The organism is Promicromonospora sp. MEB111 (assembly GCF_030209445.1).
Taxonomy (GTDB): domain Bacteria; phylum Actinomycetota; class Actinomycetes; order Actinomycetales; family Cellulomonadaceae; genus Promicromonospora.
The window spans coordinates 35,228-56,686 of the sequence record NZ_JARVSD010000014.1 but is presented as its reverse complement, the minus strand read 5'-3'; the positions used below and the strand labels follow the sequence as shown (position 1 = coordinate 56,686).

At 71.6% G+C, this 21,459-nt stretch carries 22 protein-coding genes; 3 read left to right on the top strand and 19 right to left on the bottom strand.

The window, feature by feature from the left end; genetic code table 11:
- Nucleotides 1–18: 18 nt before the first annotated feature.
- The gene (locus tag QRN56_RS17550; RefSeq protein WP_285105396.1) at nucleotides 19–1,287 is read right to left on the bottom strand and encodes a low temperature requirement protein A; all 1,269 of its coding nucleotides are present in this window, start codon (nucleotides 1,285–1,287) and stop codon (nucleotides 19–21) included.
- Between the two features lie 33 nt (nucleotides 1,288–1,320).
- Nucleotides 1,321–2,550, bottom strand: a complete 1,230-nt coding sequence (locus QRN56_RS17545; protein ID WP_285105394.1) for a type III PLP-dependent enzyme domain-containing protein — start codon at nucleotides 2,548–2,550, stop codon at nucleotides 1,321–1,323.
- A gap of 56 nt (nucleotides 2,551–2,606) precedes the next feature.
- Between QRN56_RS17545 and QRN56_RS17540 the strand changes: the two genes are divergently transcribed.
- Complete coding sequence (locus QRN56_RS17540) at nucleotides 2,607–3,944, top strand: D-arabinono-1,4-lactone oxidase (protein WP_285105393.1); 1,338 nt, start codon at nucleotides 2,607–2,609, stop codon at nucleotides 3,942–3,944.
- Between the two features lie 7 nt (nucleotides 3,945–3,951).
- Here QRN56_RS17540 and QRN56_RS17535 read toward each other — a convergent pair whose 3' ends face one another.
- The 4 genes from QRN56_RS17535 to QRN56_RS17520 form a co-directional block, all read right to left on the bottom strand.
- On the bottom strand, nucleotides 3,952–4,551 hold the full coding sequence (locus tag QRN56_RS17535) for a TetR/AcrR family transcriptional regulator (protein ID WP_285105391.1): 600 nt from the start codon (nucleotides 4,549–4,551) through the stop codon (nucleotides 3,952–3,954).
- A complete protein-coding gene (gene ispF / locus QRN56_RS17530) occupies nucleotides 4,548–5,093 on the bottom strand; it encodes a 2-C-methyl-D-erythritol 2,4-cyclodiphosphate synthase (RefSeq protein ID WP_285105389.1) in 546 nt (181 codons plus the stop codon). The genes QRN56_RS17535 and ispF overlap by 4 nt, the downstream gene beginning before the upstream one ends.
- Entirely contained in the window at nucleotides 5,090–5,806 is a 717-nt protein-coding gene (ispD, locus tag QRN56_RS17525) for a 2-C-methyl-D-erythritol 4-phosphate cytidylyltransferase (RefSeq protein ID WP_285105387.1), read from the bottom strand. The genes ispF and ispD overlap by 4 nt, the downstream gene beginning before the upstream one ends.
- A 108-nt stretch (nucleotides 5,807–5,914) precedes the next feature.
- The gene (locus QRN56_RS17520) at nucleotides 5,915–6,397 is read right to left on the bottom strand and encodes a CarD family transcriptional regulator (RefSeq protein WP_020017968.1); all 483 of its coding nucleotides are present in this window, start codon (nucleotides 6,395–6,397) and stop codon (nucleotides 5,915–5,917) included.
- A gap of 304 nt (nucleotides 6,398–6,701) precedes the next feature.
- Between QRN56_RS17520 and QRN56_RS17515 the strand changes: the two genes are divergently transcribed.
- Nucleotides 6,702–7,238, top strand: a complete 537-nt coding sequence (locus tag QRN56_RS17515; RefSeq protein ID WP_285105385.1) for a hypothetical protein — start codon at nucleotides 6,702–6,704, stop codon at nucleotides 7,236–7,238.
- Between the two features lie 105 nt (nucleotides 7,239–7,343).
- On the opposite strand, the gene pstB is transcribed toward QRN56_RS17515, so the two are convergent.
- The 7 genes from pstB to QRN56_RS17480 all read right to left on the bottom strand — a co-directional run bounded on the left by pstB (nucleotide 7,344) and on the right by QRN56_RS17480 (nucleotide 14,819).
- Nucleotides 7,344–8,123, bottom strand: coding sequence for a phosphate ABC transporter ATP-binding protein PstB (gene pstB / locus QRN56_RS17510; RefSeq protein ID WP_285105383.1), 780 nt, complete (start codon nucleotides 8,121–8,123; stop codon nucleotides 7,344–7,346).
- Between the two features lie 46 nt (nucleotides 8,124–8,169).
- Nucleotides 8,170–9,129, bottom strand: a complete 960-nt coding sequence (gene pstA / locus QRN56_RS17505; protein ID WP_285105382.1) for a phosphate ABC transporter permease PstA — start codon at nucleotides 9,127–9,129, stop codon at nucleotides 8,170–8,172.
- Nucleotides 9,129–10,133 carry a phosphate ABC transporter permease subunit PstC gene (pstC, locus tag QRN56_RS17500; RefSeq protein WP_285105381.1) on the bottom strand — a complete coding sequence of 335 codons (1,005 nt, stop codon included), beginning with the start codon at nucleotides 10,131–10,133 and terminating at the stop codon, nucleotides 9,129–9,131. Before pstC ends, pstA begins: the two co-directional genes overlap by 1 nt.
- Before the next feature lie 133 nt (nucleotides 10,134–10,266).
- Nucleotides 10,267–11,334: a phosphate ABC transporter substrate-binding protein PstS gene (pstS, locus tag QRN56_RS17495; protein ID WP_285105896.1), complete on the bottom strand. Its 1,068-nt coding sequence runs from the start codon at nucleotides 11,332–11,334 to the stop codon at nucleotides 10,267–10,269.
- Between the two features lie 232 nt (nucleotides 11,335–11,566).
- A complete protein-coding gene (gene pstS, locus QRN56_RS17490) occupies nucleotides 11,567–12,718 on the bottom strand; it encodes a phosphate ABC transporter substrate-binding protein PstS (RefSeq protein ID WP_285105380.1) in 1,152 nt (383 codons plus the stop codon).
- 119 nt (nucleotides 12,719–12,837) lie between these two features.
- Complete coding sequence (locus QRN56_RS17485; protein WP_285105379.1) at nucleotides 12,838–13,536, bottom strand: response regulator transcription factor; 699 nt, start codon at nucleotides 13,534–13,536, stop codon at nucleotides 12,838–12,840.
- Nucleotides 13,533–14,819, bottom strand: a complete 1,287-nt coding sequence (locus QRN56_RS17480) for a sensor histidine kinase (RefSeq protein WP_285105377.1) — start codon at nucleotides 14,817–14,819, stop codon at nucleotides 13,533–13,535. Before QRN56_RS17480 ends, QRN56_RS17485 begins: the two co-directional genes overlap by 4 nt.
- A 273-nt stretch (nucleotides 14,820–15,092) precedes the next feature.
- Between QRN56_RS17480 and phoU the strand changes: the two genes are divergently transcribed.
- Entirely contained in the window at nucleotides 15,093–15,740 is a 648-nt protein-coding gene (gene phoU, locus QRN56_RS17475; RefSeq protein ID WP_285105375.1) for a phosphate signaling complex protein PhoU, read from the top strand.
- A gap of 90 nt (nucleotides 15,741–15,830) precedes the next feature.
- Here phoU and QRN56_RS17470 read toward each other — a convergent pair whose 3' ends face one another.
- The 6 genes from QRN56_RS17470 to lysS form a co-directional block, all read right to left on the bottom strand.
- Nucleotides 15,831–16,571, bottom strand: a complete 741-nt coding sequence (locus QRN56_RS17470; protein ID WP_285105373.1) for a phosphoglyceromutase — start codon at nucleotides 16,569–16,571, stop codon at nucleotides 15,831–15,833.
- A gap of 55 nt (nucleotides 16,572–16,626) precedes the next feature.
- Nucleotides 16,627–17,979: a D-inositol-3-phosphate glycosyltransferase gene (gene mshA / locus QRN56_RS17465; RefSeq protein ID WP_285105371.1), complete on the bottom strand. Its 1,353-nt coding sequence runs from the start codon at nucleotides 17,977–17,979 to the stop codon at nucleotides 16,627–16,629.
- Complete coding sequence (locus tag QRN56_RS17460; RefSeq protein WP_285105370.1) at nucleotides 17,979–19,061, bottom strand: lactonase family protein; 1,083 nt, start codon at nucleotides 19,059–19,061, stop codon at nucleotides 17,979–17,981. Before QRN56_RS17460 ends, mshA begins: the two co-directional genes overlap by 1 nt.
- 112 nt (nucleotides 19,062–19,173) lie before the next feature.
- Entirely contained in the window at nucleotides 19,174–19,503 is a 330-nt protein-coding gene (locus QRN56_RS17455) for a histone-like nucleoid-structuring protein Lsr2 (RefSeq protein ID WP_285105368.1), read from the bottom strand.
- Nucleotides 19,504–19,678: 175 nt separating this feature from the next.
- Nucleotides 19,679–19,861 carry a hypothetical protein gene (locus QRN56_RS17450; RefSeq protein WP_285105366.1) on the bottom strand — a complete coding sequence of 61 codons (183 nt, stop codon included), beginning with the start codon at nucleotides 19,859–19,861 and terminating at the stop codon, nucleotides 19,679–19,681.
- 39 nt (nucleotides 19,862–19,900) lie between these two features.
- A complete protein-coding gene (lysS, locus tag QRN56_RS17445) occupies nucleotides 19,901–21,454 on the bottom strand; it encodes a lysine--tRNA ligase (RefSeq protein ID WP_502928816.1) in 1,554 nt (517 codons plus the stop codon).
- Between the last annotated feature and the right edge of the window lie 5 nt (nucleotides 21,455–21,459).

The window sequence follows — 21,459 nt, the reverse complement described above, 5'->3', positions numbered from 1 at the left end:
TGTCAAGGGTACCGGCGGTCAGGCACCCTTTTCCTGCTCGAGCGCCTGCCCGAGCAGCCGGGCCACGTGCCGGTGCCCGCGCGCCTCGTACCCGACGACCGAGATCGCCGGCGCGAGCATCACCAGGAGCAGGGACCACGACATGGCGACGCCCGCCGCCGCCGCGGCGACGGCCACGGCGAGCATCGCGACCGTGCCGAGCACCAGGTAGAGGTGCAGCGGGCTGACCGACCGGCTCAGTACCCAGAACTGGACGTAGTCGACCACGACGAAGACGAGCACCGGCACGGCGACCGCCAGCACCGTCCCGACCGCGCCGAGGTGCGATTCCCCGTCCAGGTAGTAGCCGGCGACGTGCAGCCCGGCTCCCACGCCGGCGAGCGCCGCGAAGACCACGATGTTGCCGTAGCCCCAGGCGAACGACCGCTCCCGGTGCCGGTGCAGCAGCTCGGCGTCGGGCGTGAGGTAGTACGTCCACCAGAGCCCGAAGGTGAGGCCGGTGCCCGCGAGCGCCACGAGGGCGGCGTCGAGCGTCCATCCCGAGCCACCCACGGTGGCGGACAGTGACGCGACGGTGCCGATCACGCCCTCGCCGAGCGTGATGATGGCGAGCAGCCCGTAGCGCTCGGCCATGTGGTGGGCGTGCCACGGCGTGCTCTGCCGGCCGGTGCCGGGCGTGCCGAACCGCTCCGCGAGCCACGGGCCTGCCATCTCCGCGGTCCCCAGCAGCGCGCCGCACACGAGGAAGACGGGGACGGTCACCGGCGCGACGGCCAGGATCACCCACCCGATCTGCGTGATGACCAGCGTGCGTGCGTATCCCAGGCAGATGGCCCGGTACTGGGGGGCCTGCCGGGCCGCGCGCAGCCACTGCACGAGCATGGCCAGCCGCATGACGATGTACCCGGCGACCATGACCTCGTTGTGCACGCGGTCGCCCTCGTCGAGGGAGCTGAACATGTCGGGCAGGCCGAGCGCCAGGATCACGACGCCGATCATCTGCACCATCGTGGTGACGCGGTAGAACCAGTCGTCGGTGTCGAACGCGGAGGCGAACCAGGTGAAGTTGATCCACGCCCAGCAGATGGCGAACATCGAGAACGCGAACCCGATGATGCCCGACGCGACGTGCCCCTCCGCGAGGAGGTGGGCGCCCTGCTCACCGGCCACCCCGAACGCGACGACGAACGTGAGGTCGAACAGCAGTTCCAGCGGGGTCGCCGTGCGCGCCGGCTCGTGCGGGTCGCGACCCGTCATCGGGCGGTTGCGGTGGTGCAGTGTGGGCATGGGTTTGTTCTACCCGATGGCCCGCCCGCGGGACTACCCGAAGTTCTTGTGCTCGCCCCGGTAGGTCGGCACCGTCTCGGTGATCTCGGCCCCTCGTACGAGGTGCACCTGGTCGAACCGCTCCATCATCTCGCCGGCCTTCGCATGCCGGAGCCAGACCCGGTCGCCGGTCCGGAGCACGCTGCCGTCCGCCCGCGTGGCCCGCAGCGGCGTCTGGACCTCGCCCGCGCCCTCGGTCCCGCTCAGCGTGTAGCCGGGCGTGAACAGGCGCGGCAGCCGCGCCTTGCCCGCCTGGCCCGACGCCGCGTACCCGCCCGCGAAGGCCGTGACCCAGCCGGGGGCGGGCTCGCGCACCACGTCGAGCCCGAAGAACGCCGCCGGGCGGGCCTCGAAGGAGCGGTAGCCGTCGAACAGGCCGGGCGTGAACAGCCCGGAGCCGGACGTCACCTCGGTGACGCCGGGGGCGCTGCCGCTCACCTCGATCGAACCGGTCCCGCCCGCGTTGACGAGCTCCACCTCCTGCCCCACCGCGTCCCGCACCGCCGCGAGGATCCGCACCCGGCGGTCGTTGACCTCGCGCATCGTGAGGCGCTTGACGAGCCGGACGGCGGGGCTGGTGTCCGGCAGGCCGGCCACCTGGGCCTCGTAGAACATCAGGCCGCGCACGGCCAGCCCCTTGGCCTGGGCCACGGTGGCGAGGGCGGCGACGTCGCCGGGCTCGCGCAGGGGCGAGCGGCGGACGCCGAGGTGCGCCGTCAGCGGCCCCACGCCGACCCGCAGCGAGCAGTCGACGTCCAGGCAGACCTGGATCGGCCGCCCGGCCGCCGGGCCCGCCGTGGCGGCGGCCGAGCCGCCCGCGCCCACGAGCTCCTCGGCCTCGGCGATCAGGCCGAGGTGCGCCACGTCGTCGACCATCAGGGTGATCTCGGCGCGCGCGGCGGGATCCGCCGCCAACGTGGCGAGGGCCTCGCGGTCAACCGCCGGATAGCCGACCAGGACGTCGCGCGTGCCCTCGCCGACCAGCCACAGCGCCTCCCGCAGCGAGTAGGCCATGACACCGGCGAACCCGTGCCCGAGCGCCCGCTCGACCAGCGAGCGCACGCGCACGGACTTCGACGCGACGCGGACGGGCACGCCGTCGGCCCGCTTGAGGATGTCGAGCGCGTTGGTGTCGAACACGTCCAGGTCGACCACGGCGACGGGGGCCGGCAGGCCGGACGTGGCGGCGGAAAGCCGCGCGGCGGTGTCTGCTGCGGAGCTCATGCCCGAACGCTACTCCGGTTCTGTCCAGCAGCGCGGGCCCGTGGGATAGTGCTCCGGTGATCTGGACGAACTGGGCACGCAACGTGACCGCCACGCCCGCACGACTCGAGCAGCCGGCCTCCGAGGACGAGCTGTCCGACGCCGTGCGCCGCGCCGTGAAGGACGGGCACACCGTGCGCGCCGTCGGCGCCGGGCACTCGTTCATGCCGGCGGCGGCCACCGACGGCGTGCTGCTCAACCTCGACCACCTCGACGCCCTGCACCGCGTCGAGCGCGACCCCGACACCGGGCACGCCCTGGTCACGGTGGGCGCGGGCATGCGGCTGCACCAGCTCAACCGGGTCCTGGCCGAGCGCGGCCTCGCCATGCAGAACCTCGGCGACATCGACCGGCAGTCGGTCGCCGGCGCCATCTCGACCGGCACGCACGGCACGGGCGCCCGGTTCGGCGGCCTGGCCACCCGGGTGCGGGCGCTGACGGTCGTGGGGCCGGACGGCGACGTCGTCCGCGCCGCGCCCACCGAGCGCCACGACCTGTTCGAGGCCTCCCGCCTCGGCCTCGGCGCCACCGGCGTGCTGAGCACCGTGACCATCGAGGCGGTCCCGGCGTTCGACCTGCACGCCGTCGAGGAGCCCTGGCCCCTGGACCGTGTCTTCGAGGAGCTCGACGACCTCGTGGCGGGCAGCGACCACTTCGAGTTCTACTGGTTCCCCACCACGCGCCGCGCCCTGACGCTGCGCAACACCCGGGTCGACGCCGGGGTGAACACGGGCTCGGGCCTGGCGCACGGTCTGCGGAAGGCAGCCGGGGCGGCCCGCTCCTTCCTCGACGAGGAGGTGCTGTCGAACGCGCTCTTCGGGACCGTCAACCGGATCGCCGCCCTCGTCCCGGCCGCGACCCCCACGCTGAACGCGATCTCGGCCCGCGCCCTGAGCGCCCGCCGGTACACGGCGCCGTCGCACCAGGTGTTCTGCACCCACCGCCGGGTGCGGTTCCGCGAGATGGAGTACGCGGTGCCGCGGGCTGCCGTGGTCGACGTGCTGAACCAGCTCGACGCCTGGCAGCGGTCCACCGGCGAGAACGTCCCGTTCCCGGTCGAGGTGCGCTTCGCCCCTGCCGACGACGTGTGGCTCTCGACCGCGTACGGCCGCGACACCGCGTACGTCGCCGTGCACCAGTACTGGCGCCTGCCCTACGCGCGGTACTTCGACGCCGCCGAGCAGATCTTCACCGCCGCGGGCGGGCGCCCGCACTGGGGCAAGATGCATACGCGCGACGCCGACTACCTGGCGGGCCAGTACCGCCGCTTCGGCGACTTCCGGCGGGCACGCGAGGCGGCCGACCCCGAGGGCGTGTTCGCCAACCCGTACACCCAGCGGGTCTTCGCCATCTAGGCCCGGCTCAGGGCTCCATGTCGTCGAACACGTCGTGGGTCAGGTCGGCGAAGGCGGACCGCGCCGCGGCGTCGTCCTGGTCGACCATCCACGCGAGCTCGATGCCGTCGATCCGGATCGCCACCGTGCGCGCCAGCGCGTCGATGTCGGTCCGGTACTTGGCCTCGGCGACCTCGGCCAGCCGCAGCAGGTACTCCCGCGTCATCACGATGCTCTGCTTGAGGTGCGCCTGCGCCACCTCGCGCAGCACCGGCGTGCGCGCGCCCGAGACGGCGAACTCGAAGGTGAGCAGCCGCATGTGCTGGTGCTGCTTGAGGCCCGTCAGGAGGGCGTCCACGGCCGTGTCGGCCAGGGTCGTGCGGTCCGGCCCGACCTCCAGTGCCGAGATCATGGGCTCGGACGCCCGCATCGCGATGGCCCGGCCCATGGCCCGCAGCATCGCGTCCTTGTCGTCGAAGCAGTAGTGCACGGTGCCCAGCGAGATCCCGGCCTCCTGCGCCACGCGGCGCACGGTCACCGACTCGACACCCTCGCGCATCGCCACGCTCAGCCCGGCCTCGACGATCTCGGCGCGCCGCTCGTCGAGCGGCTTGCGCTTGTTGTTCATGCCGCGGCCCTGCCGTCGGGCACCACGAGCGCCGTCGCGATCGCCGCGACGCCCTCGCCGCGCCCGGTCAGCCCGAGCGCATCCGTAGTGGTCGCGGTCAGGGAGACGGGCGCGCCCGCGGCGGCGGACAGCGCCGCCTGAGCCTCGTCACGCCGCGTGCCCACCCGCGGATGGTTTCCGATCACCTGTACAGCCACATTGCCGATCATGTACCCCGCAGCCCGAACGCGCCTCGCGGCCTCGGCCAGGAGCGTGGTCCCGGAGGCTCCCGCCCACTCGGGACGGCCGGTCCCGAAGTGCGACCCGAGGTCGCCCAGGCCCGCCGCGGAGAACAGCGCGTCGGCCGCCGCGTGCGCGGCCACGTCGGCGTCGGAGTGCCCCGCCAGGCCGCGTTCGCCCGGCCAGTGCAGGCCCCCGAGCCACATCTCGCGGTCCGACCCGTCCGGCGCGAAGGCGTGCACGTCGACGCCGATGCCCGTGCGCGGCAAGGGGTACGCGGCGGCCGGGACGGCGGGGTCCGGCGTGCTCGACGGGTCGGTCATGCGTTGCTCTCCTGCAGCACGAGGGACGCGAGCCACAGGTCGCGTTCGGTGGTGATCTTGAAGGCGGCGGCGTCCCCCGGCACGATGTGCACCGGCTCGCCGAGCACCTCGACCAGACCGGCGTCGTCCGTCGCCGCGAGGTGCTCCGCCCGGGCTCGGGCGGCGCCCGTCCGGTGCGCACGCACCAGCAGGTCGCGCGCGAACCCCTGGGGCGTCTGCACGGCCCGCAGCATCGAGCGGTCCGGGGTACCGGTGACGAGCTCGGCGTCGCCGTCCGGCCGCACCTGCTTCACCGTGTCCGTGACCGGCAGACCAGGCACCACGGCTCCGTGGCCGCTGCGGACGGCGGCCACGACGCGCCGGACGAGGTCCGGGGGCACGAGCGGACGAGCGGCGTCGTGCACCAGCACCACGTCGTCACCCGGCCGGGCGAGCGCGAGGCCCGCATGTACGGAGGCCTGCCGGGTGGGACCGCCGTCCGTCACCTCGACGGGGACGTGGACGTGCGGGTCGTCGGCCATGAGGTCGGCCATCACGGCCACGAGCCCGTCGGGCGCGGTCACCACGAGCGAGTCCACGACTCCCGACGCCGCCAGGCGCCGCGCCGCGTGCAGCACGAGCGGGAAGCCGTCGAGCTCCACCAGTGCCTTGGGCAGGTCTCTGCCTAGTCGAGAGCCCGAGCCGGCGGCCGTCAGGATTGCAAGGGTCGTCATCTCGTCGGGGTCCCCACAGGATCATGATTGAAGCGAAGGATCCCGTGGGGCACGATGCACCGGTCGCCAGACCGGTGCATCAGTGGAGCTGGGGATCCTGTGGGTGGGTCAGGAAGCGAGGACCTCGTCGAGGATGGCTTCCGCCTTCTCCTCCTCGGTGTGCTCGGCCAGCGCGAGCTCGGACACGAGGATCTGCCGTGCCTTCGCGAGCATTCGCTTCTCACCTGCGGAAAGACCGCGGTCGGCGTCACGGCGGGACAGGTCGCGAACGACCTCGGCCACCTTGATGACGTCGCCCGACGCGAGCTTCTCGAGGTTCGCCTTGTACCGGCGCGACCAGTTGGTGGGCTCTTCCGTGTACGGCGCGCGAAGCACCTCGAACACGCGGTCGAGACCCTCCTGGCCGACGACGTCGCGCACCCCCACCAGGTCGACGTTCTCCGCCGGGACCTCGATGGTCAGGTCGCCCTGGGCAACCTTGAGCTTGAGGTACATCTTTTCTTCGCCGCGAATCTTGCGGGTCTTGATCTCTTCGATCAGCGCCGCGCCATGGTGCGGGTAGACAACCGTCTCGCCTACTGTGAACGTCATCTGCAGATGTCCCCTTTCCCTGAAACCAGGTTACCACGGCGTGATCTGGAGAACTTGCACCCTTGGCGTTTGTCCGACCCCCTTGCGAACAGCGTTTCCGCAGGTCAGAGCGTTATCCACCCGGGTGGTTGGGGTGATCCTCACCCTCTCGGCCCCGGTCGGATCGTTCCGCAGCCGTGACCGTTGCCACTCCCTGACCGGGTGGTTCGTCACCTTCGGCGATGCGCGGGCACACCCCCGGGCCCACTAGGATATTGCGGGGATCCGACCCCGCCCGAACCAGACGAACATCAGGGAGTTCACCGTGTCCCGTCGCGCCACCGCCGCCCGAGGCGCCCGCACCATCGCCGTCGCGGCGGTCTCCGCTGCGGGAGCCCTCCTGCTGGCGGCCTGCGCCCCGACCACCACGACGAAGCCCTACGACCCGTCCGACGGTGTCGGCGTCTCCGTGCTGGGCGAGCAGGACACGGACCTGCGCGGCATCAACCTCATGGTCGTGTCCGCCGCCGAGGGCGAGGCCGGCAACGTGCTGGGTGCCCTGGCCAACGAGACCGCCGACGACGCGTCGTTCACGCTCCAGGCGCCCGGCGCCGCCCCCGTGATCGTCGAGGTCCCGGCAGGTGGCACCGTCTACCTGGGCACCGAGACGGGCGAGGCCGCCCTGCTCGACACCGTGGGCGCCGCACCCGGCAACTACCTCGACGCGACCCTGACCGTCGGCACCGACACCAAGGAGTTCCTGCTCCCGGTCCTCGACGGCACCCTGTCGGAGTACGCCGACTACCTCCCGGTCGAGATCGTCGAGCCGGCCGCGTCGGCATCGCCCTCCCCCTCGGAGTGACCCCGCCGGGGTCCAAGCCCCGGCACACAGGCAGCAGAGACACCTCTGGCGAGGTAGGACAGCCGTCCTACCTCGCCAGAGCTGTCTTCCGGCCAGAGCCGTCGGTCACCCGAAGCGGCCCGAGACGTAGTCCTCGGTGGCCTTCTCGGCGGGCGACGAGAAGATCGTCGCGGTGTCGTTCATCTCGATGAGCTTGCCCGGCTTGCCGGTGCCCGCGATGTTGAAGAACGCCGTCCGGTCGCTCACGCGCGCCGCCTGCTGCATGTTGTGCGTGACGATGACGATCGTGTAGTCCTTCTTGAGCTCCTGGATGAGGTCCTCGATCGCCAGCGTGGAGATCGGGTCCAGGGCCGAGCACGGCTCGTCCATGAGGACGACCTGCGGCTTCACCGCGATGGCACGGGCGATGCAGAGGCGCTGCTGCTGGCCGCCGGACAGGCCGGAACCGGGCTTCTCCAGGCGGTCCTTGACCTCGTTCCAGAGGTTGGCGCCGCGCAGGGACGACTCGACCAGGTCGTCCGCGTCGGACTTCGAGATCCGCTTGTTGTTCAGCTTCACGCCCGCCAGCACGTTGTCCCGGATGGACATCGTGGGGAACGGGTTGGGGCGCTGGAACACCATGCCGACGGTGCGGCGCACGGCCACGGGGTCGACGTCGTCGCCGTACAGGTCGACGCCCTCCAGCTCCACGGAGCCGTCGACGCGGGCCCCGGGGATCACCTCGTGCATGCGGTTCAGGGTGCGCAGGAACGTCGACTTGCCGCAGCCCGACGGGCCGATGAAGGCCGTCACGGACTTGGGGTCGATCGTCATGGACACACCCTCCACGGCGAGGAAGTCGCCGTAGTAGATGTTCAGGTCTTTCACGTCGATGCGCTGTGCCATCGGATCATTCCTTCGTGTGAGCTGCGGCTGAGGCGGGGTCTGCGCGTCAGCGCAGCTTCGGGGAGAACCACCGGGTCACGAGGCGCCCGATGAGGTTGAGGAGCATGACGATGATGATCAGCAGGAGGGCGGCTGCCCACGCGCGTTCGAAGTTGATGTTCACCAGGCAGTCGATCGCATCCTCACGGCAGGGCACCGGGCCCTGCCGGTACTGGCTGAAGATGTAGACCGGCAGTGTCATCATGCGCCCGTCGAACGGGTTGAAGTTGATCGAGTCCGACACACCGGCGGTGATGAGGATCGGCGCGGTCTCGCCGATCACGCGGGCGATGGAGAGCAGCACGCCCGTCGTGATGCCGGCGACGGAGGTGCGGAGCACGACCCGGACGACGGTGAGCCACTTGGGGACCCCCAGCGCGTAGGACGCCTCCCGCAGCTCGTTGGGCACGAGCTTGAGCATCTCCTCGCAGGAGCGCACCACCACGGGGATCATCAGCACGCTCAGCGCGACCGCGGCGATGATGCCGAGCTTGGCGCCCGGGCCGAGGAAGATGCTGAACAGCGCGAACGCGAACAGGCCCGCGACGATGGACGGGATACCCGTCATGACGTCCACGAAGAACGTCGTGGCCCGGGCCAGCGCGCCGCGCCCGTACTCGACGAGGTAGATGGCGACGAGCAGGCCGATCGGCACCGAGATGACCGTGGCGGTCAGCGTGATCATCAGCGTGCCGACGGCGGCGTGGTAGGCGCCGCCCATGTCCATGCCGCCGAACACGCCGCGCATCGACGTGAAGAGGAACTCACCGTCGAGCCGCTCGATGCCGTTCACGACGACGGTCCACAGGAGGGACACCAGCGGGATCACCGCGAGCGTGAAGGCGCCGTAGATCAGCACCGTCATGATCCGGTCGGTGCGCTTGCGGCCCGTGTCGGCGGCGGTCAGGAGGGCACGCGTGCGCTCGACGGCGCCGGTGTCGTCCGTGATCGAGGTCGTGGCGCTCATCAGTTGGCTCCCGAGAATTCCTTGCGCCGCGCGACGATCGCGCGGGCGCCCATGTTGACCACCATGGTGATGACGAACAGCGCCAGACCGGTGGCGATGAGCACGTTCACCGCGAGCCCGCTGGCCTCGGCGAACCGCGACGCGATGAAGGCCGCGATGGTCTGCTGCTGGCCGGAGTCGAAGATCTGGAACGAGTAGAGGATGCCGGGCGACAGGATCATCAGGACCGCCATCGTCTCGCCGAGCGCGCGGCCGAGGCCGAGCATCGCGGCGGAGATGACGCCGGAGCGGCCGAACGGCAGCACGGCCGTGCGGATCATCTCCCAGCGCGTGGCGCCCAGGGCGAGCGCCGCCTCCTCGTGCAGCGTCGGGGTCTGCAGGAAGACCTCGCGGGAGACCGCGGTGATGATCGGCAGGACCATCACTGCGAGCACTACGGACGCCGTCGCGAGCGACCGGCCCGTGTTGGTCACGTTCACGGTCCAGAACGGCAGGAAGTCGAGGACGCCCGCGATCCACACCCACACGTCGCTGATGATCGGGGCCAGCGTGCGCCCGCCCCAGAGGCCGAACACCACGGACGGGATCGCCGCGAGGAGGTCGATCACGTAGCCGATCACCGAGGCCGCGCGGCGCGGCGCGTAGTGCGAGATGAACAGCGCGATCCCGATGGCGACCGGCGTCGCGAGCAGCAGCGCCATGGCCGCGGCCAGCAGCGTGCCGAACACGAGGGGGCCGACCAGGTCCCAGAGCGAGTCCATCCCCGCCGGCAGGCCGCCCTTGGCGCTCAGCTCCTCCGGCGAGGCGGCCAGGGCGGGCACGCCCCGCGCTATGAGGAACACCGCGACGGCCGCCAGCACCAGCAGCAGGAAGGCACCTGCGCCGGTGGTGATCCAGCGGAACACCCGGCTGAAGCCGCGCTCGGTGTCGCCGTGGTTGCGCCGCCGGGCGGGCGGCTTCAGTCGGCCGGGCTGGGCGTCCGGCGGACTGTCGGTGGTGGTCACAAGAGCTCCTCGATGCTCGTCGCTCGGAGTAGGGGGATCGGGATCAGTGACTGACATGGCTGTGCCGGCGACCGGACCTGCGACGCCGTCGGCGCCGTTCGGTCCGGCCGCCGGCCGGTGTTCATGTGCTTCGTCAGCCGACCGTGATCGACTCGATCGCGGCGGCGACCTGCTCGGCGGTGGCCGCCGAGATGGGCGCGTTGCCCGCGGCGTCGGCCGCGGCCTGCTGGCCCGCCTCGGAGGCCTGGTAGGCCAGGAAGGCCTTGACGAAGTTGCCCTGCGCCTCGTCGGCGTAGTTGGTGCAGGCGATGGCGTAGGAGACGAGCACCAGCGGGTAGGTGGCCGGGTCGGTCAGCGTACGGTCGACCTCGATCGCGAAGTCGTGCTCGGCACGGCCCTCGACGCGCGGGGACGCGTCCACCGTGGCGGCGGCACCCTCGGCCGAGAACGGCACGAACTCCTCGCCGACCTTGATCGACGCGGTGCCGAGCGTACCGACCTTGGAGGCGTCCGCGTAGGTGACGGCGCCCTCGGTGTCGGTCACGACACCGACCACGCCGGACGTGCCCTCGGCGGAGTCGCCGCCCTCGAGCGGCCAGACGCCGTCGGGCTCGTCGGTCCAGGCCTCGGGGGCCGTGGCGGACAGGTACTCGGTGAAGTTCTCGGTGGTGCCCGAGTCATCGAGGCGGTGCACCGGCGTGATGTCGGTGTCCGGGAGGTCGGCGTCAGGGTTGTCGGCCTTGATCGCGTCGTCGTTCCACTTCTTGATCTCGCCGTTGAAGATGTTGGCGATGACCTCGGAGGAGAGGTTCAGCGAGTCGACGCCGGGGAGGTTGAAGGCCACGGCGATCGGGCTCACGTAGATCGGCAGGTCGATCGCGCCGTCGGCGCCGCAGACCTCGGCCGAGGCAGCGAGCTCCTCGTCGTCGAGCGCGGAGTCCGAGCCGGCCCACTGCACGCCGCCCGCGAGGAACTGCTCACGGCCCGCGCCGGAGCCGGCCGGGTCGTAGTTGATCGTGACGTCCGGGTTCGAGCTCTGGAAGCCGGCGACCCAGGCCTCCATCGCGGACTCCTGGGAGGACGCGCCCGCGCCGGCGAAGTCGCCGGAGATGGCCTCGCCACCCTCGGTCTCCGTGGGCTCGGCACCGGTCGTCGGGTCGGACCCGCAGGCTGCGAGGCTCAGCGCGAGCGCGCCCACCATGACAGCGGAGCCAACGCGGGGGAATCGGCTGATCTTCACGTGTCGTTCCATCCTGTTCAAGTCGTACGCGCGGCGAGCGCCGCGGCGTCAGTCGGGACGCTAGGCAGGTGGAGTGACCTGCTCACCAGGTCCAGGTAAACGGAGGGTGAACAAGCCCACGGAAAGCGGGTGATACGCAACACGCTCACCATGACACGGCCCGGCGTGTGCCACCCGCGGTGCGTCCCCGGGGTCATCCGCCTGCCTGCTCCTCCGGGCGGTCCCGGGTCAGGTAGATGGCCTTCGCGGCCTCGGCGATCCAGGCCTGGACGTCGGGCGAGATCGCGGCGTTGCCGGCCGCCGCGGCCGCGCGCTGCTGCCCCTCGGCCGAGGCGACGTACGCGACGAACTCCTTGACGAAGCCGCCCTTCGCCTTGTCCTCGTACCGCGAGCACACGACGAGGTAGGACACGAGCACCATCGGGTAGGCGAAGGGCTTGTCGATGGTCCGGTCGAGGGCGAAGGCGAGGTCGTGCTCGTAGCGGTTCTCGATCCGCGGCGAGATGTCGACGACGGCGGCCGCGGCGTCCGCGCTGTACGGCACGTACTCGTCGCCCACCTTGATGGCGGCGCGCCCGAGGTCGGACGTGCGCGAAGCGTCGGCGTAGGTGATGCCGCCCGGCGTGGAGCGGACCGTGTCCGTCACGCCGCCCGTCCCCTCGGCGGCGAACCCCTGCGGCAGCGGCCAGACGCCGTCCGGCGGGTACGGCCACTCGTCCGGTGCCGTCGCGTGCAGGTAGTCGGTGAAGTTCTCGGTGGTGCCCGAGTCGTCGGACCGGTGCACCGGGGTGATCTCCAGCGCGGGCAGCTTCGCGTCGGGGTTGGCCGCGACGATCGCCGGGTCGTCCCACCGCGTGACCTGGCCCGTGAAGATCCGCGCGATGAGGTCCGAGGACAGGTTGAGCTGGTCGACGCCCTCCACGTTGAAGGCCACCGCGATCGGGCTGATGTAGACCGGCAGGTCGATCGCGTTGCCGCCGTCGCAGGCCGGGCCGGAGGCCGCCATCTCCTCGTCGCTCAGCGCGACGTCGGAGGCGCCGAAGGCCGTGTCGCCCGCGAGGAACGACTCGCGGCCGTCGCCCGACCCGACGGGGTCGTAGCTGACCGCGGCGTCGGGGTGCTGCTCCTGGAACCCGCTGATCCAGGCCTCCATCGCCGACTCCTGGGACGACGCGCCGGCGCCGACGAACGTGCCGGCGACGGCGACCTTCGCCTCGGCGGTGGCCGTCGGCTCCACCTCGCCGCCGAACCCGGGCAGCCCGGCCGCGGCGCAGCCCGCGAGCGGCAGCACGAGGGCGCCGACGGTGGCGGCGGAGACGAGGCGGGTGTACTGGGGGGTGCTCACGGTTCGCGAAACTACTCAGGGGCGCGGTCCCGCGAGCAAACGCCGGGTGAACGGAGGGTGACCAGCGTTCACGTTTCACCCGTGAGGTGCGCCACGTCCGGGGCGCACCTCAGCGGGGGTCACCCCTCGTCGTCGGCCAGCTTGTAGCCCAGGCCACGCACCGTGAGCAGGTACTTCGGCGTGCCGGGGTCGGGCTCGATCTTCGAGCGGATGCGCTTCACGTGGACGTCGAGCGTCTTGGTGTCGCCCACGTAGTCGGCGCCCCAGACGCGGTCGATGAGCTGGCCGCGGGTCAGCACCCGGCCGGCGTTGCGCATCAGCAGCTCGAGCAGGTCGAACTCCTTGAGCGGCAGGGCCACGCTCTCCCCGGAGACGGCCACGGTGTGCCGCTCCACGTCCATCCGCACCGGCCCCACCTCCAGCACGCCGTCCTCGTCCTGCTCCGTGGAGTCGGTGGGCTGCCGGCGCCGCAGCACGGCCCGCACTCGGGCCAGCAGCTCCCGGTAGGAGTAGGGCTTGGTCACGTAGTCGTCGGCGCCGAGCTCCAGGCCCACCACCTTGTCGATCTCGGAGTCCTTCGCGGTCAGCATGATGACCGGCACGTCACCGCGGGCCCGCAGCTCCCGGCACACCTCCGTGCCCGACAGCCCGGGCAGCATCAGGTCGAGCAGCACCAGGTCCGCCCCCTCCGCGTCGTACGCGGCGAGCGCCGAGTTGCCGTCGGCGGCCTCGATCACCTCGAACCCCTCGCGGGTCAGCTGGTACGTCAGCGGGTCCCGGTACGACTCCTCGTCCTCGACCACCAGGATGCGCGTCACGCACCTACCTCCTCGTTCTTCGTGGCCGCGGTGTCCGCGGCCTTGTGCTGGTCCTGCTCGTCGTGCTGGTCCTGCTGCTCGCTCGGGTCCTGCTCCTCGCCCTCGCGGACGACGTCCGCCAGGGAGGGCGGGGTGACCCGGCCTGCGCCGGGCCGGTCCGCGGACGGGATCCGCAGCGTGAAGGTCGAGCCCCGCCCGGGCTCGGACCACATCTGGACGTCGCCGCCGTGGTCGGCCGCGACATGCTTGACGATACTGAGCCCCAGGCCGGTCCCGCCGGTGTCGCGCGAGCGCGCCGGGTCCACCCGGTAGAAGCGCTCGAAGACTCGGTCCTGCGCGTCCTCGGCGATCCCGACGCCCTGGTCCACCACGGCGATCTCGACCAGGCCGCCCCGCTCGTTCACCCCGACGCCCACCCGGCTGGCCTGCCCGGAGTAGGCCACGGCGTTGTCGACCAGGTTGCGGACCGCGGTGACCAGGAGGTTGTGGTCCCCGTACACCTCGGTGTCCAGGTCGCCGCCCATGGTGATCGCGATGTTCTTGGCCTGGGCGGTGGTGCGGGCCCGGTCGACCGCCTCCTCCACGACCTCGCGGATCGGGACCGGTGTCAGCTTGGGCACCGCGCCGGCCCCCTGCAGCCGGGACAGCTCGATGATCTCCTGCACCAGCGCGGACAGCCGCACGGCCTCGCGCTGCATGCGCTCGGTGAACCGCCGGACGGCGACGGGGTCGTCCGCGGCGTCGGCCACCGTCTCGGCGAGCAGCGCCAGCGCACCGACCGGCGTCTTCAGCTCGTGGGAGACGTTGACCACGAAGTCGCGGCGGATCGCCTCGACCCGGCGGGCCTCCGTACGGTCCTCGGCGAGCACCAGCACCCGGTCCAGCCCGAGCGGCGCCACGCGTACCTGCAGCAGCACCGTGCCCTGGCCCACCGGGCCGCGGGGCAGCTCCAGCTCCTGCTCGCGGATCACGCCGTCGCGCCGCACGAGGGCGACCAGGTCCGTGATGGCGGCGTGCACCAGGGCGTCGTTGCGCACCACGCCGAGGGCGTAGGCCGGGGGCGACGCGCGGATCACCTCGTCCTCGCCGTCGAGCACGACGGCCGCGGAGCGCAGCACCGAGAGCACGCGGACGAGACCCGCGTCGAGCTCGTCGGGTTCGGTCGGGGGCAGGGCGTGCTGATGCCGTTCGGAGACGCGGAACGCCACGGTGGCGACCACGCCGACGATCACGCCGAGAATTCCGGCGACCAGCACCGGTACCCCGGAGATGATTCCGTCCACGCCTCCAGGGTAGGTCGACGTTTCAACCGCTGACGGACGTGGGCGGTCGGTCGGAGGATCGCGTCGCCTACTGTTCATGTCAGGGAGGAAGAGCGTTAACCTCCCAGTACATCGCGCCGTCGAACCTAGGTGGGTGCGGGCGGTAGCTGTGCCGTGCGCCGTCCCGGGACGTGTCCGGGCGGCCGGCCCGGCCGCGCGTCGGCCCTGCCCGCCTCGCGGCGGCGCGACAGCGGACGCGAACCGTTCGCGCGCCCCGAGTGCGAGAGGAAACCGATGCGACAGATCTTCGATGCCGAGCTCCAGCAGGTCGGCGACGACCTGACCGAGATGAGCAGGCTCGTCGAGTCCGCCATCACCCGCGCCGGAACGGCGCTGCTGGAGGCCGACCTTCAGCTCGCGCAGGAGGTGATCGCCTCCGACAAGACCATCGACGCCATCGAGGACTCGCTCGACGAGCGGTGCGTGCACCTGCTCGCGCAGCAGGCCCCGGTCGCCACCGACCTGCGGGTGGTCGTCAGCGCGCTGCGCATGAGCGCCTCGCTGGAGCGGATGGGCGACCTGGCGCGCCACGTCGCCCAGGTGGCACGCGGGCGCTACCCCGCCCAGGCGATCGTCCCCGAGGCCCGGGACACCTTCGCGAAGATGCACGAGGCCGCCGTGCGGGTGGCCCAGCGCACCACCAAGCTGCTCGCCACGCGCGACCTGTCGGTGGCCGAGGCGCTGGAGCGCGACGACGACATCATCGACGAGCTGCACCAGGAGACGTTCAACACGCTCCTGGCGCCCGGCTGGCAGGGCACCGTGCAGGAGGCCGTCGACGTGACGCTGGTGGGCCGCTACTACGAGCGGTTCGGCGACCACGGCGTGTCGGTCGCCCGCCGCGTGACCTTCCTGGTCACGGGCGACTTCCCGGACGAGTGACCCACCCGCCCAGACGTTGAGTGCTGGATGTTCGCCCTTCTGAGTGGCTCAGAAGGGCGAACATCCAGCACTCAGCGGTTTCGGCGGGGGTCAGCGGCCCTGGTTGGCGACCGCGGCGATCGCGTCCTTCGCCGCCTCCGGGTCCAGGTACGTGCCGCCCGGCTTCACGGGCGCGAGGGTCTCCTCGTCGAGCTCGTAGACCAGCGGGATGCCCGTCGGGATGTTCAGCCCGGCGATGGCCTCGTCCGAGACGCCGTCGAGGTGCTTGACGAGGGCCCGCAGCGAGTTGCCGTGCGCGGCGACCAGCACGGTCTTGCCGGCCTTGAGGTCGGGGACGATCTCGCTCTCCCAGTACGGCAGGGCGCGGTCGAGCACGAGCTTCAGCGCCTCCGTGCGGACGACGGGGGCGTCCGCGTAGCGCGGGTCCGCGTCCTGGCTGAACTCCGAGCCCAGCTCGATCTCCGGCGGCGGGACGTCGTACGAGCGGCGCCAGAGCATGAACTGCTCCTCGCCGAACTCCTCGAGCGTCTGCTTCTTGTCCTTGCCCTGCAGCGCGCCGTAGTGGCGCTCGTTCAGGCGCCAGCTGCGCTTGACCGGGATCCAGTGCCGGTCGGCGACGTCGAGCGCCAGGTTCGCCGTCATGATGGCGCGGCGCAGCAGCGACGTGTGCAGGATGTCGGGGTTCACCCCGGCCTCCTTGAGGAGCGCGCCACCACGCTTGGCCTCCTCGACGCCCTTCTCGGAGAGGGCCACATCCACCCAGCCGGTGAACAAGTTCTTCGCGTTCCACTCGCTCTCGCCGTGGCGGAGCAGCACGAGGGTGTAGGTCATGGGCTCCATCCTGCCGCACTTTTCCGGGGCCGATGATGCCGCCGGTCCCGTGGTCTCAGAGCGTGGACGGACCCCGGCCGCAGGCGCGGCGGGCCTCGACGTGATGCTTGCGGGCCTGCTCGTAGACGTCCAGCATCTCGTCGGCTGCGCGGTCCCAGCCGAACCGGGTCGCCGAGTCGCGGGCGCCGACGGCCAGCCGCGCGCGCAGCTCGTCGTCGTCCAGGAGGCTCTTGAGCACCAGGGCCCAGCTCTCGGGCTCGTGGTCAGGCACGAGGACGCCGGAGACGCCGTCCTGGACCACCGTGCGCAGACCGCCCACGGCCGCCGCGACCACCGGCGTGCCCGACGCCTGGGCCTCGGCCGCGACCAGGCCGAACGACTCGCTGTGCGACGGCACGGCCACCAGGTCGGCGGCGCGGAAGTAGTCGGCGAGCGTCTCCTGCGGCACCGGGGGCCGCACCCGCACGTGTGCGGCCACGCCCTCCTGGTAGGCGAGCGCCTCGAGCTCGCGGACGGCCGTGGGCCGCCCGGACGCGCCGCCCAGCACCACGAGCAGCGGCGGCTGCCCGTCGCCCTCCGACCAGACCCGCTCCCCCAGCGCCCGGACCAGCACGTCCGGCCCCTTGAGCAGCTGCACGCGGCCGGCGAACAGCACGATCTTGCGGTCCGTCGGCAGCGTGAGCCGCTCGCGCAGCTCGGCCCGCTGCCGGGCGCACGCGGCCGGGTCGTCGACGGCGTGCGGTGGTGCGAACACGCCGAGGTCCACGCCCGGCTGCACCACCCGGACCAGGGCGGGGTCTGCCTGGTAGTCGCGCACCAGGTCGGCGGCCTCCTGGTCGGTGTTGGCGACCAGGGCGTCGGACTCGGCGACCACCTGCTCCTCGCCGATGATCCGGCCCTGCGGCTCGGGGGCGTCCCCGGGCGCGAGGGAGGCGTTCTTCACGCGCGCCATGGTGTGCATGGTGTGCACCAGCGGCACGTCCCAGCGCTCCGCCGCGATCCAGCCCACCTGGCCCGACAGCCAGTAGTGGGTGTGCAGCACGTCGTACCAGCCCTCGGGGCGGTGCGCCTCGGCGCGCAGCACGCCCGCGGCGAAGGCGCACAGCTGCCCCGGCAGGTCGTTCTTGTCCAGGCCCTCGTACGGCCCGGCGGCCACGTGCACCACGCGGACGCCGGGCTCGGCGTCGGTCACCTTGGGCTGGGCCGACGACGTCGCCCGGGTGTAGATCTCCACCTGCGCGCCCCGGCGGGCCAGCGCCTTCGACAGCTCCAGCACGTACACGTTCATGCCGCCGGCGTCGCCCGTGCCCGGCTGCTCCAGCGGTGACGTGTGCACCGAGACCATCGCGATCCGGAGCGGACGGGGGGCGTCCGGCTCCGGGAGACCGGGCGGCAGGCTGTCGCGCATCACGCCTCCAGGACGCACGCGGGCACGGGCAGCTCCAGCCGGTCGGTGATCTCGCCCTGGCCCGACGCGCGGTCCAGCCGGACCGCGACGAGCTCGTCCGTGTTCTGCGCGGCCACGACGACGACCTCGCCGTCGGCCAGGACCGCGTGGTGGCGCGGCCAGGCGCCCGCGCCGAGGTCCACGTCGGCGACGTTCTCGATCGTCAGGTGGCCGACGGCGGCCTCGCTGCCCTGCGCCGCCCCGGAGCCGGCGTCCGCCGCACGCACCCGGAGCACCGCCAGGACGTCCGGGCCCCGCACGCCCACGTGCACCAGGTCGCCGGAGACGGTGATGTGCGAGGGGTAGCCGGGGGCGCCGTCGGGCAGGGTACGGGCGGTGATCGCCACCGAGCCGACGTCCTCCAGCCGGCCCGGACCCGCGGGGACCAGCACGTGCAGGCGGCAGTCCAGCTCGCCGGCGAGCAGGATCGTGCCGTCGGGCAGCTCGACCAGGTGGCGGGGTCCCGTACCGGGCGGCAGGACGGCGGCGATCTCGCCGTCCGCCGGGCCGGAACCGTCCAGCGGGTAGGTGCGCAGCTCGTCGGTGCCGAGGTCGGCCACGAGCACGCGGTCGCCCCACAGGTGCACGAAGTGGGCGTGCGAGCTCTCCTGCCGGTCCGTCACCGGACCCGTCCCCTCGTGCGGGAAGGTGCGGGCTTCCCCCGGCACACCGGAGTCGGCCAGGGGCACCACGGCGGCGACGCCGTCGCCGTAGTTCGCGACCCAGGCCGCGGAGCCGGTGGAGACGACGTGGCAGGGGCTCGTACCGCCCGAGGCGACCGTGCCCGCGAGGGCGAGCGAGCCGCCGTCGGACACGTGGAACGACGTGAGCGCGCCCGGCTCGGTCTCGCCGACCGCCAGGAGCGTGCGTCCCGACGGGTCGAGCGCGAGGAACGAGGGCGAGGCGACCGGCGCGGCGAGCACGGCGCCCGCGAACCGGCCGGCCGGGTCGATCTCGGCGCGCCAGACGCCCTCACCGGTGCCCGGCTCGGCCCCGGCCTTCGGATAGGTGCCGATCCACAGGGCGGTGGTGGGGTTGCTCATGCGAGCAGCCTAATGACGTGCACAGGGTGCTCCGGCCGGGAAAGCACGGCGCCCCGGCCGCCCCTCGTCGAGGGGTGCCGGGGCGCGATGTGCCGTCGTGAGTACGTCGGCGTCAGCCGTTCGCCTTCGCGTAGGCGTCCTGGACCTCGGCCGAGATGCGCCCACGGTCGCTGACCGTGTAGCCGTTGGCCTTGGCCCATTCACGCACCGCAGCGGTGTCGCTTCCGGAACGGGACCGGCGCGTGGTGGCGGTCCGCGCAACGGCGGACTTCACCTTGCGAGCGTGGCCGACCCACGAAGCGAGCGAATCACGCAGCTGAGCCGCGTGCTCGGCATTCAGGTCGATCTCGTAGGAGACGCCGTCGAGGCCGAAGTTCACGGTCTCGTCGGCGGCACCGCCATCGATGTCGTCTTCGAGAACAAGCTGAACCTTCTGAACCATACGGGTACTTCCCTTCCGCGCCACAAATTCCGGGGTTAGTTCGCGAGCATGCCGCACTCAATATTGACATGTCAATAATGAGCATGTGACACCGATCACGAAAAATTCACCCAGGTTCGTGAAGTGCGTGGATTTGATCCGCGAAGGCCGGTACGGATAACCTCACCCGCGCGGATCAGTGCGAAGCGGAATTCCTGGTGTTTTCCGCCGTCGCCGTCATGCCCTCGCGATCCATTCGCTCGAGAGCCTCACGCTCGTGACGGTCCGCCCGGAGGATCTTTCGCATCGCAAACCAGAACAACAGGCCGACCCCGACCGAGGGCGTCAGCCCCGCGAGCACCGCAAGCGTCGTATCCATCACAAGATCCTCACATACTCGTCTGCGCGGCCGAAATCCTCAGGCCTGCGGCTTCACCAGCGGGAAAAGGATGGTCTCCCGGATACCCTGGCCCGTCAGAGCCATGAGCAGACGGTCGATGCCCATGCCCATTCCGCCCGAAGGGGGCATCGCGAATTCCATCGCGGTCAGGAAATCCTCGTCGAGCAGCATGGCCTCGTCGTCGCCGGCCGCGGCCATCCTGGCCTGCGCCTCGAAGCGCTGGCGCTGGATCACGGGGTCGACCAGCTCGGAATAGCCCGTGGCCAGCTCGAAGCCGCGCACGTACAGGTCCCACTTCTCGACCTGGCCCTTTTCCGAGCGGTGGTCGCGCGTGAGCGGCGACGTCTCGACCGGGAAATCCCGGACGAACGTCGGTGCCGTCAGGTGGTCGCCCACCCGGTGCTCCCAGAGCGTCTCGACGAGCTTTCCGTGATTCAGGATCTTCTTGTTGCCGACCTCGACATCGAGCCGCTCGGCGATCTTCTCGAGCTCCTCGACGGAGGTGGCGGCGGTGATCTCCTCGCCCAGGCTTTCGGAGAGCGAGTCGTACATCCGCAGATTTGCCCATTCCCCGCCCAGCTCGTACTCGGAGCCGTCCGGAAGGGTCACGAGCGTGGTGCCGAGAACGTCCTGCGCCGCGGTCTGCACCAGGTCCTGGGTGAGCGCGCCGATGGTGTTGTAATCGCCGTAGGCCTCGTACGCCTCGAGCATCGCGAACTCCGGCGAGTGCGACGAGTCCGCGCCCTCGTTACGGAAGTTGCGGTTGATCTCGAAAACCTTCTCGACGCCGCCGACGACCGCCTTCTTCAGGAAGATCTCCGGCGCGATCCGCAGGAAGAGCTCCAGGTCGTACGCATTCATGTGCGTCGAGAAAGGGCGCGCCGAGGCGCCGGAGGCAATGGTCTGCAGCATCGGCGTCTCGACCTCGAGAAAGCTGCGGCGATAGAAGTTCTCCCGCAGGGAACGCACCACGCCGGAGCGCAGGCGCACCATGTCACGGGCCGCCGGACGCGCGATGAGGTCGACATACCGCTGCCGGACCCGCGCCTCCTCGGACAGGTCCTTGTGCAGCACCGGGAGGGGCCGCAGGGACTTGGCCGCCATGCGCCACTCGTCGGCGAAGACGCTCAGCTCGCCCCGGCGCGACGCGCCGACGCGGCCGTGCAGGAACAGGTGGTCGCCCAGGTCGACGTCGGACTTGAAGGCGGCCAGCGCCTCCTCGCCGAGCGCGGCCAGGCTCAGCATGCCCTGGAGGCGGTTGCCCTCGCCGTCCTGCAGCGTGACGAAGCACAGCTTGCCGCCGATGCGGACGAACACCACGCGGCCGGCCACGCCGACGACGTCGTCCGTCTCCTGGCCCGCCTCGAGGTGCCCGTACTTCTCGCGGACCTCCTCGATCGTGTCGGTGACCGGAACGCCGACCGGGTACGCCTCGGTGCCCTGCGCCAGGAGGCGCTCACGCTTCTCGCGCCGGATCCGCAGCTGCTCGGGCAGGTCGTCGGTCGGCGGGGTCGCGGCGTTCTCGGCAGCGGGGTTCTCGGTCGTCACGGAGGCGATTCTATCGGTGCGCATCACCC

What these genes read in the sequence shown, in the direction of transcription:
- pstB (WP_285105383.1), bottom strand. Translation starts at nt 8,123, where the DNA reads ATGGCACAGCGCATCGACGTGAAAGACCTGAACATCTACTACGGCGAC.
- QRN56_RS17545 (WP_285105394.1), bottom strand. Translation starts at nt 2,550, where the DNA reads ATGAGCTCCGCAGCAGACACCGCCGCGCGGCTTTCCGCCGCCACGTCC.
- pstS (WP_285105896.1), bottom strand. Translation starts at nt 11,334, where the DNA reads ATGGTGGGCGCGCTCGCGCTGAGCCTCGCAGCCTGCGGGTCCGACCCG.
- QRN56_RS17550 (WP_285105396.1), bottom strand. Translation starts at nt 1,287, where the DNA reads ATGCCCACACTGCACCACCGCAACCGCCCGATGACGGGTCGCGACCCG.
- QRN56_RS17535 (WP_285105391.1), bottom strand. Translation starts at nt 4,551, where the DNA reads ATGAACAACAAGCGCAAGCCGCTCGACGAGCGGCGCGCCGAGATCGTC.
- phoU (WP_285105375.1), top strand. Translation starts at nt 15,093, where the DNA reads ATGCGACAGATCTTCGATGCCGAGCTCCAGCAGGTCGGCGACGACCTG.
- mshA (WP_285105371.1), bottom strand. Translation starts at nt 17,979, where the DNA reads ATGCGCGACAGCCTGCCGCCCGGTCTCCCGGAGCCGGACGCCCCCCGT.
- QRN56_RS17450 (WP_285105366.1), bottom strand. Translation starts at nt 19,861, where the DNA reads ATGGATACGACGCTTGCGGTGCTCGCGGGGCTGACGCCCTCGGTCGGG.
- QRN56_RS17455 (WP_285105368.1), bottom strand. Translation starts at nt 19,503, where the DNA reads ATGGTTCAGAAGGTTCAGCTTGTTCTCGAAGACGACATCGATGGCGGT.
- QRN56_RS17520 (WP_020017968.1), bottom strand. Translation starts at nt 6,397, where the DNA reads ATGACGTTCACAGTAGGCGAGACGGTTGTCTACCCGCACCATGGCGCG.
- QRN56_RS17470 (WP_285105373.1), bottom strand. Translation starts at nt 16,571, where the DNA reads ATGACCTACACCCTCGTGCTGCTCCGCCACGGCGAGAGCGAGTGGAAC.
- QRN56_RS17460 (WP_285105370.1), bottom strand. Translation starts at nt 19,061, where the DNA reads ATGAGCAACCCCACCACCGCCCTGTGGATCGGCACCTATCCGAAGGCC.
- ispD (WP_285105387.1), bottom strand. Translation starts at nt 5,806, where the DNA reads ATGACGACCCTTGCAATCCTGACGGCCGCCGGCTCGGGCTCTCGACTA.
- ispF (WP_285105389.1), bottom strand. Translation starts at nt 5,093, where the DNA reads ATGACCGACCCGTCGAGCACGCCGGACCCCGCCGTCCCGGCCGCCGCG.
- lysS (WP_502928816.1), bottom strand. Translation starts at nt 21,454, where the DNA reads ATGCGCACCGATAGAATCGCCTCCGTGACGACCGAGAACCCCGCTGCC.
- pstA (WP_285105382.1), bottom strand. Translation starts at nt 9,129, where the DNA reads ATGAGCGCCACGACCTCGATCACGGACGACACCGGCGCCGTCGAGCGC.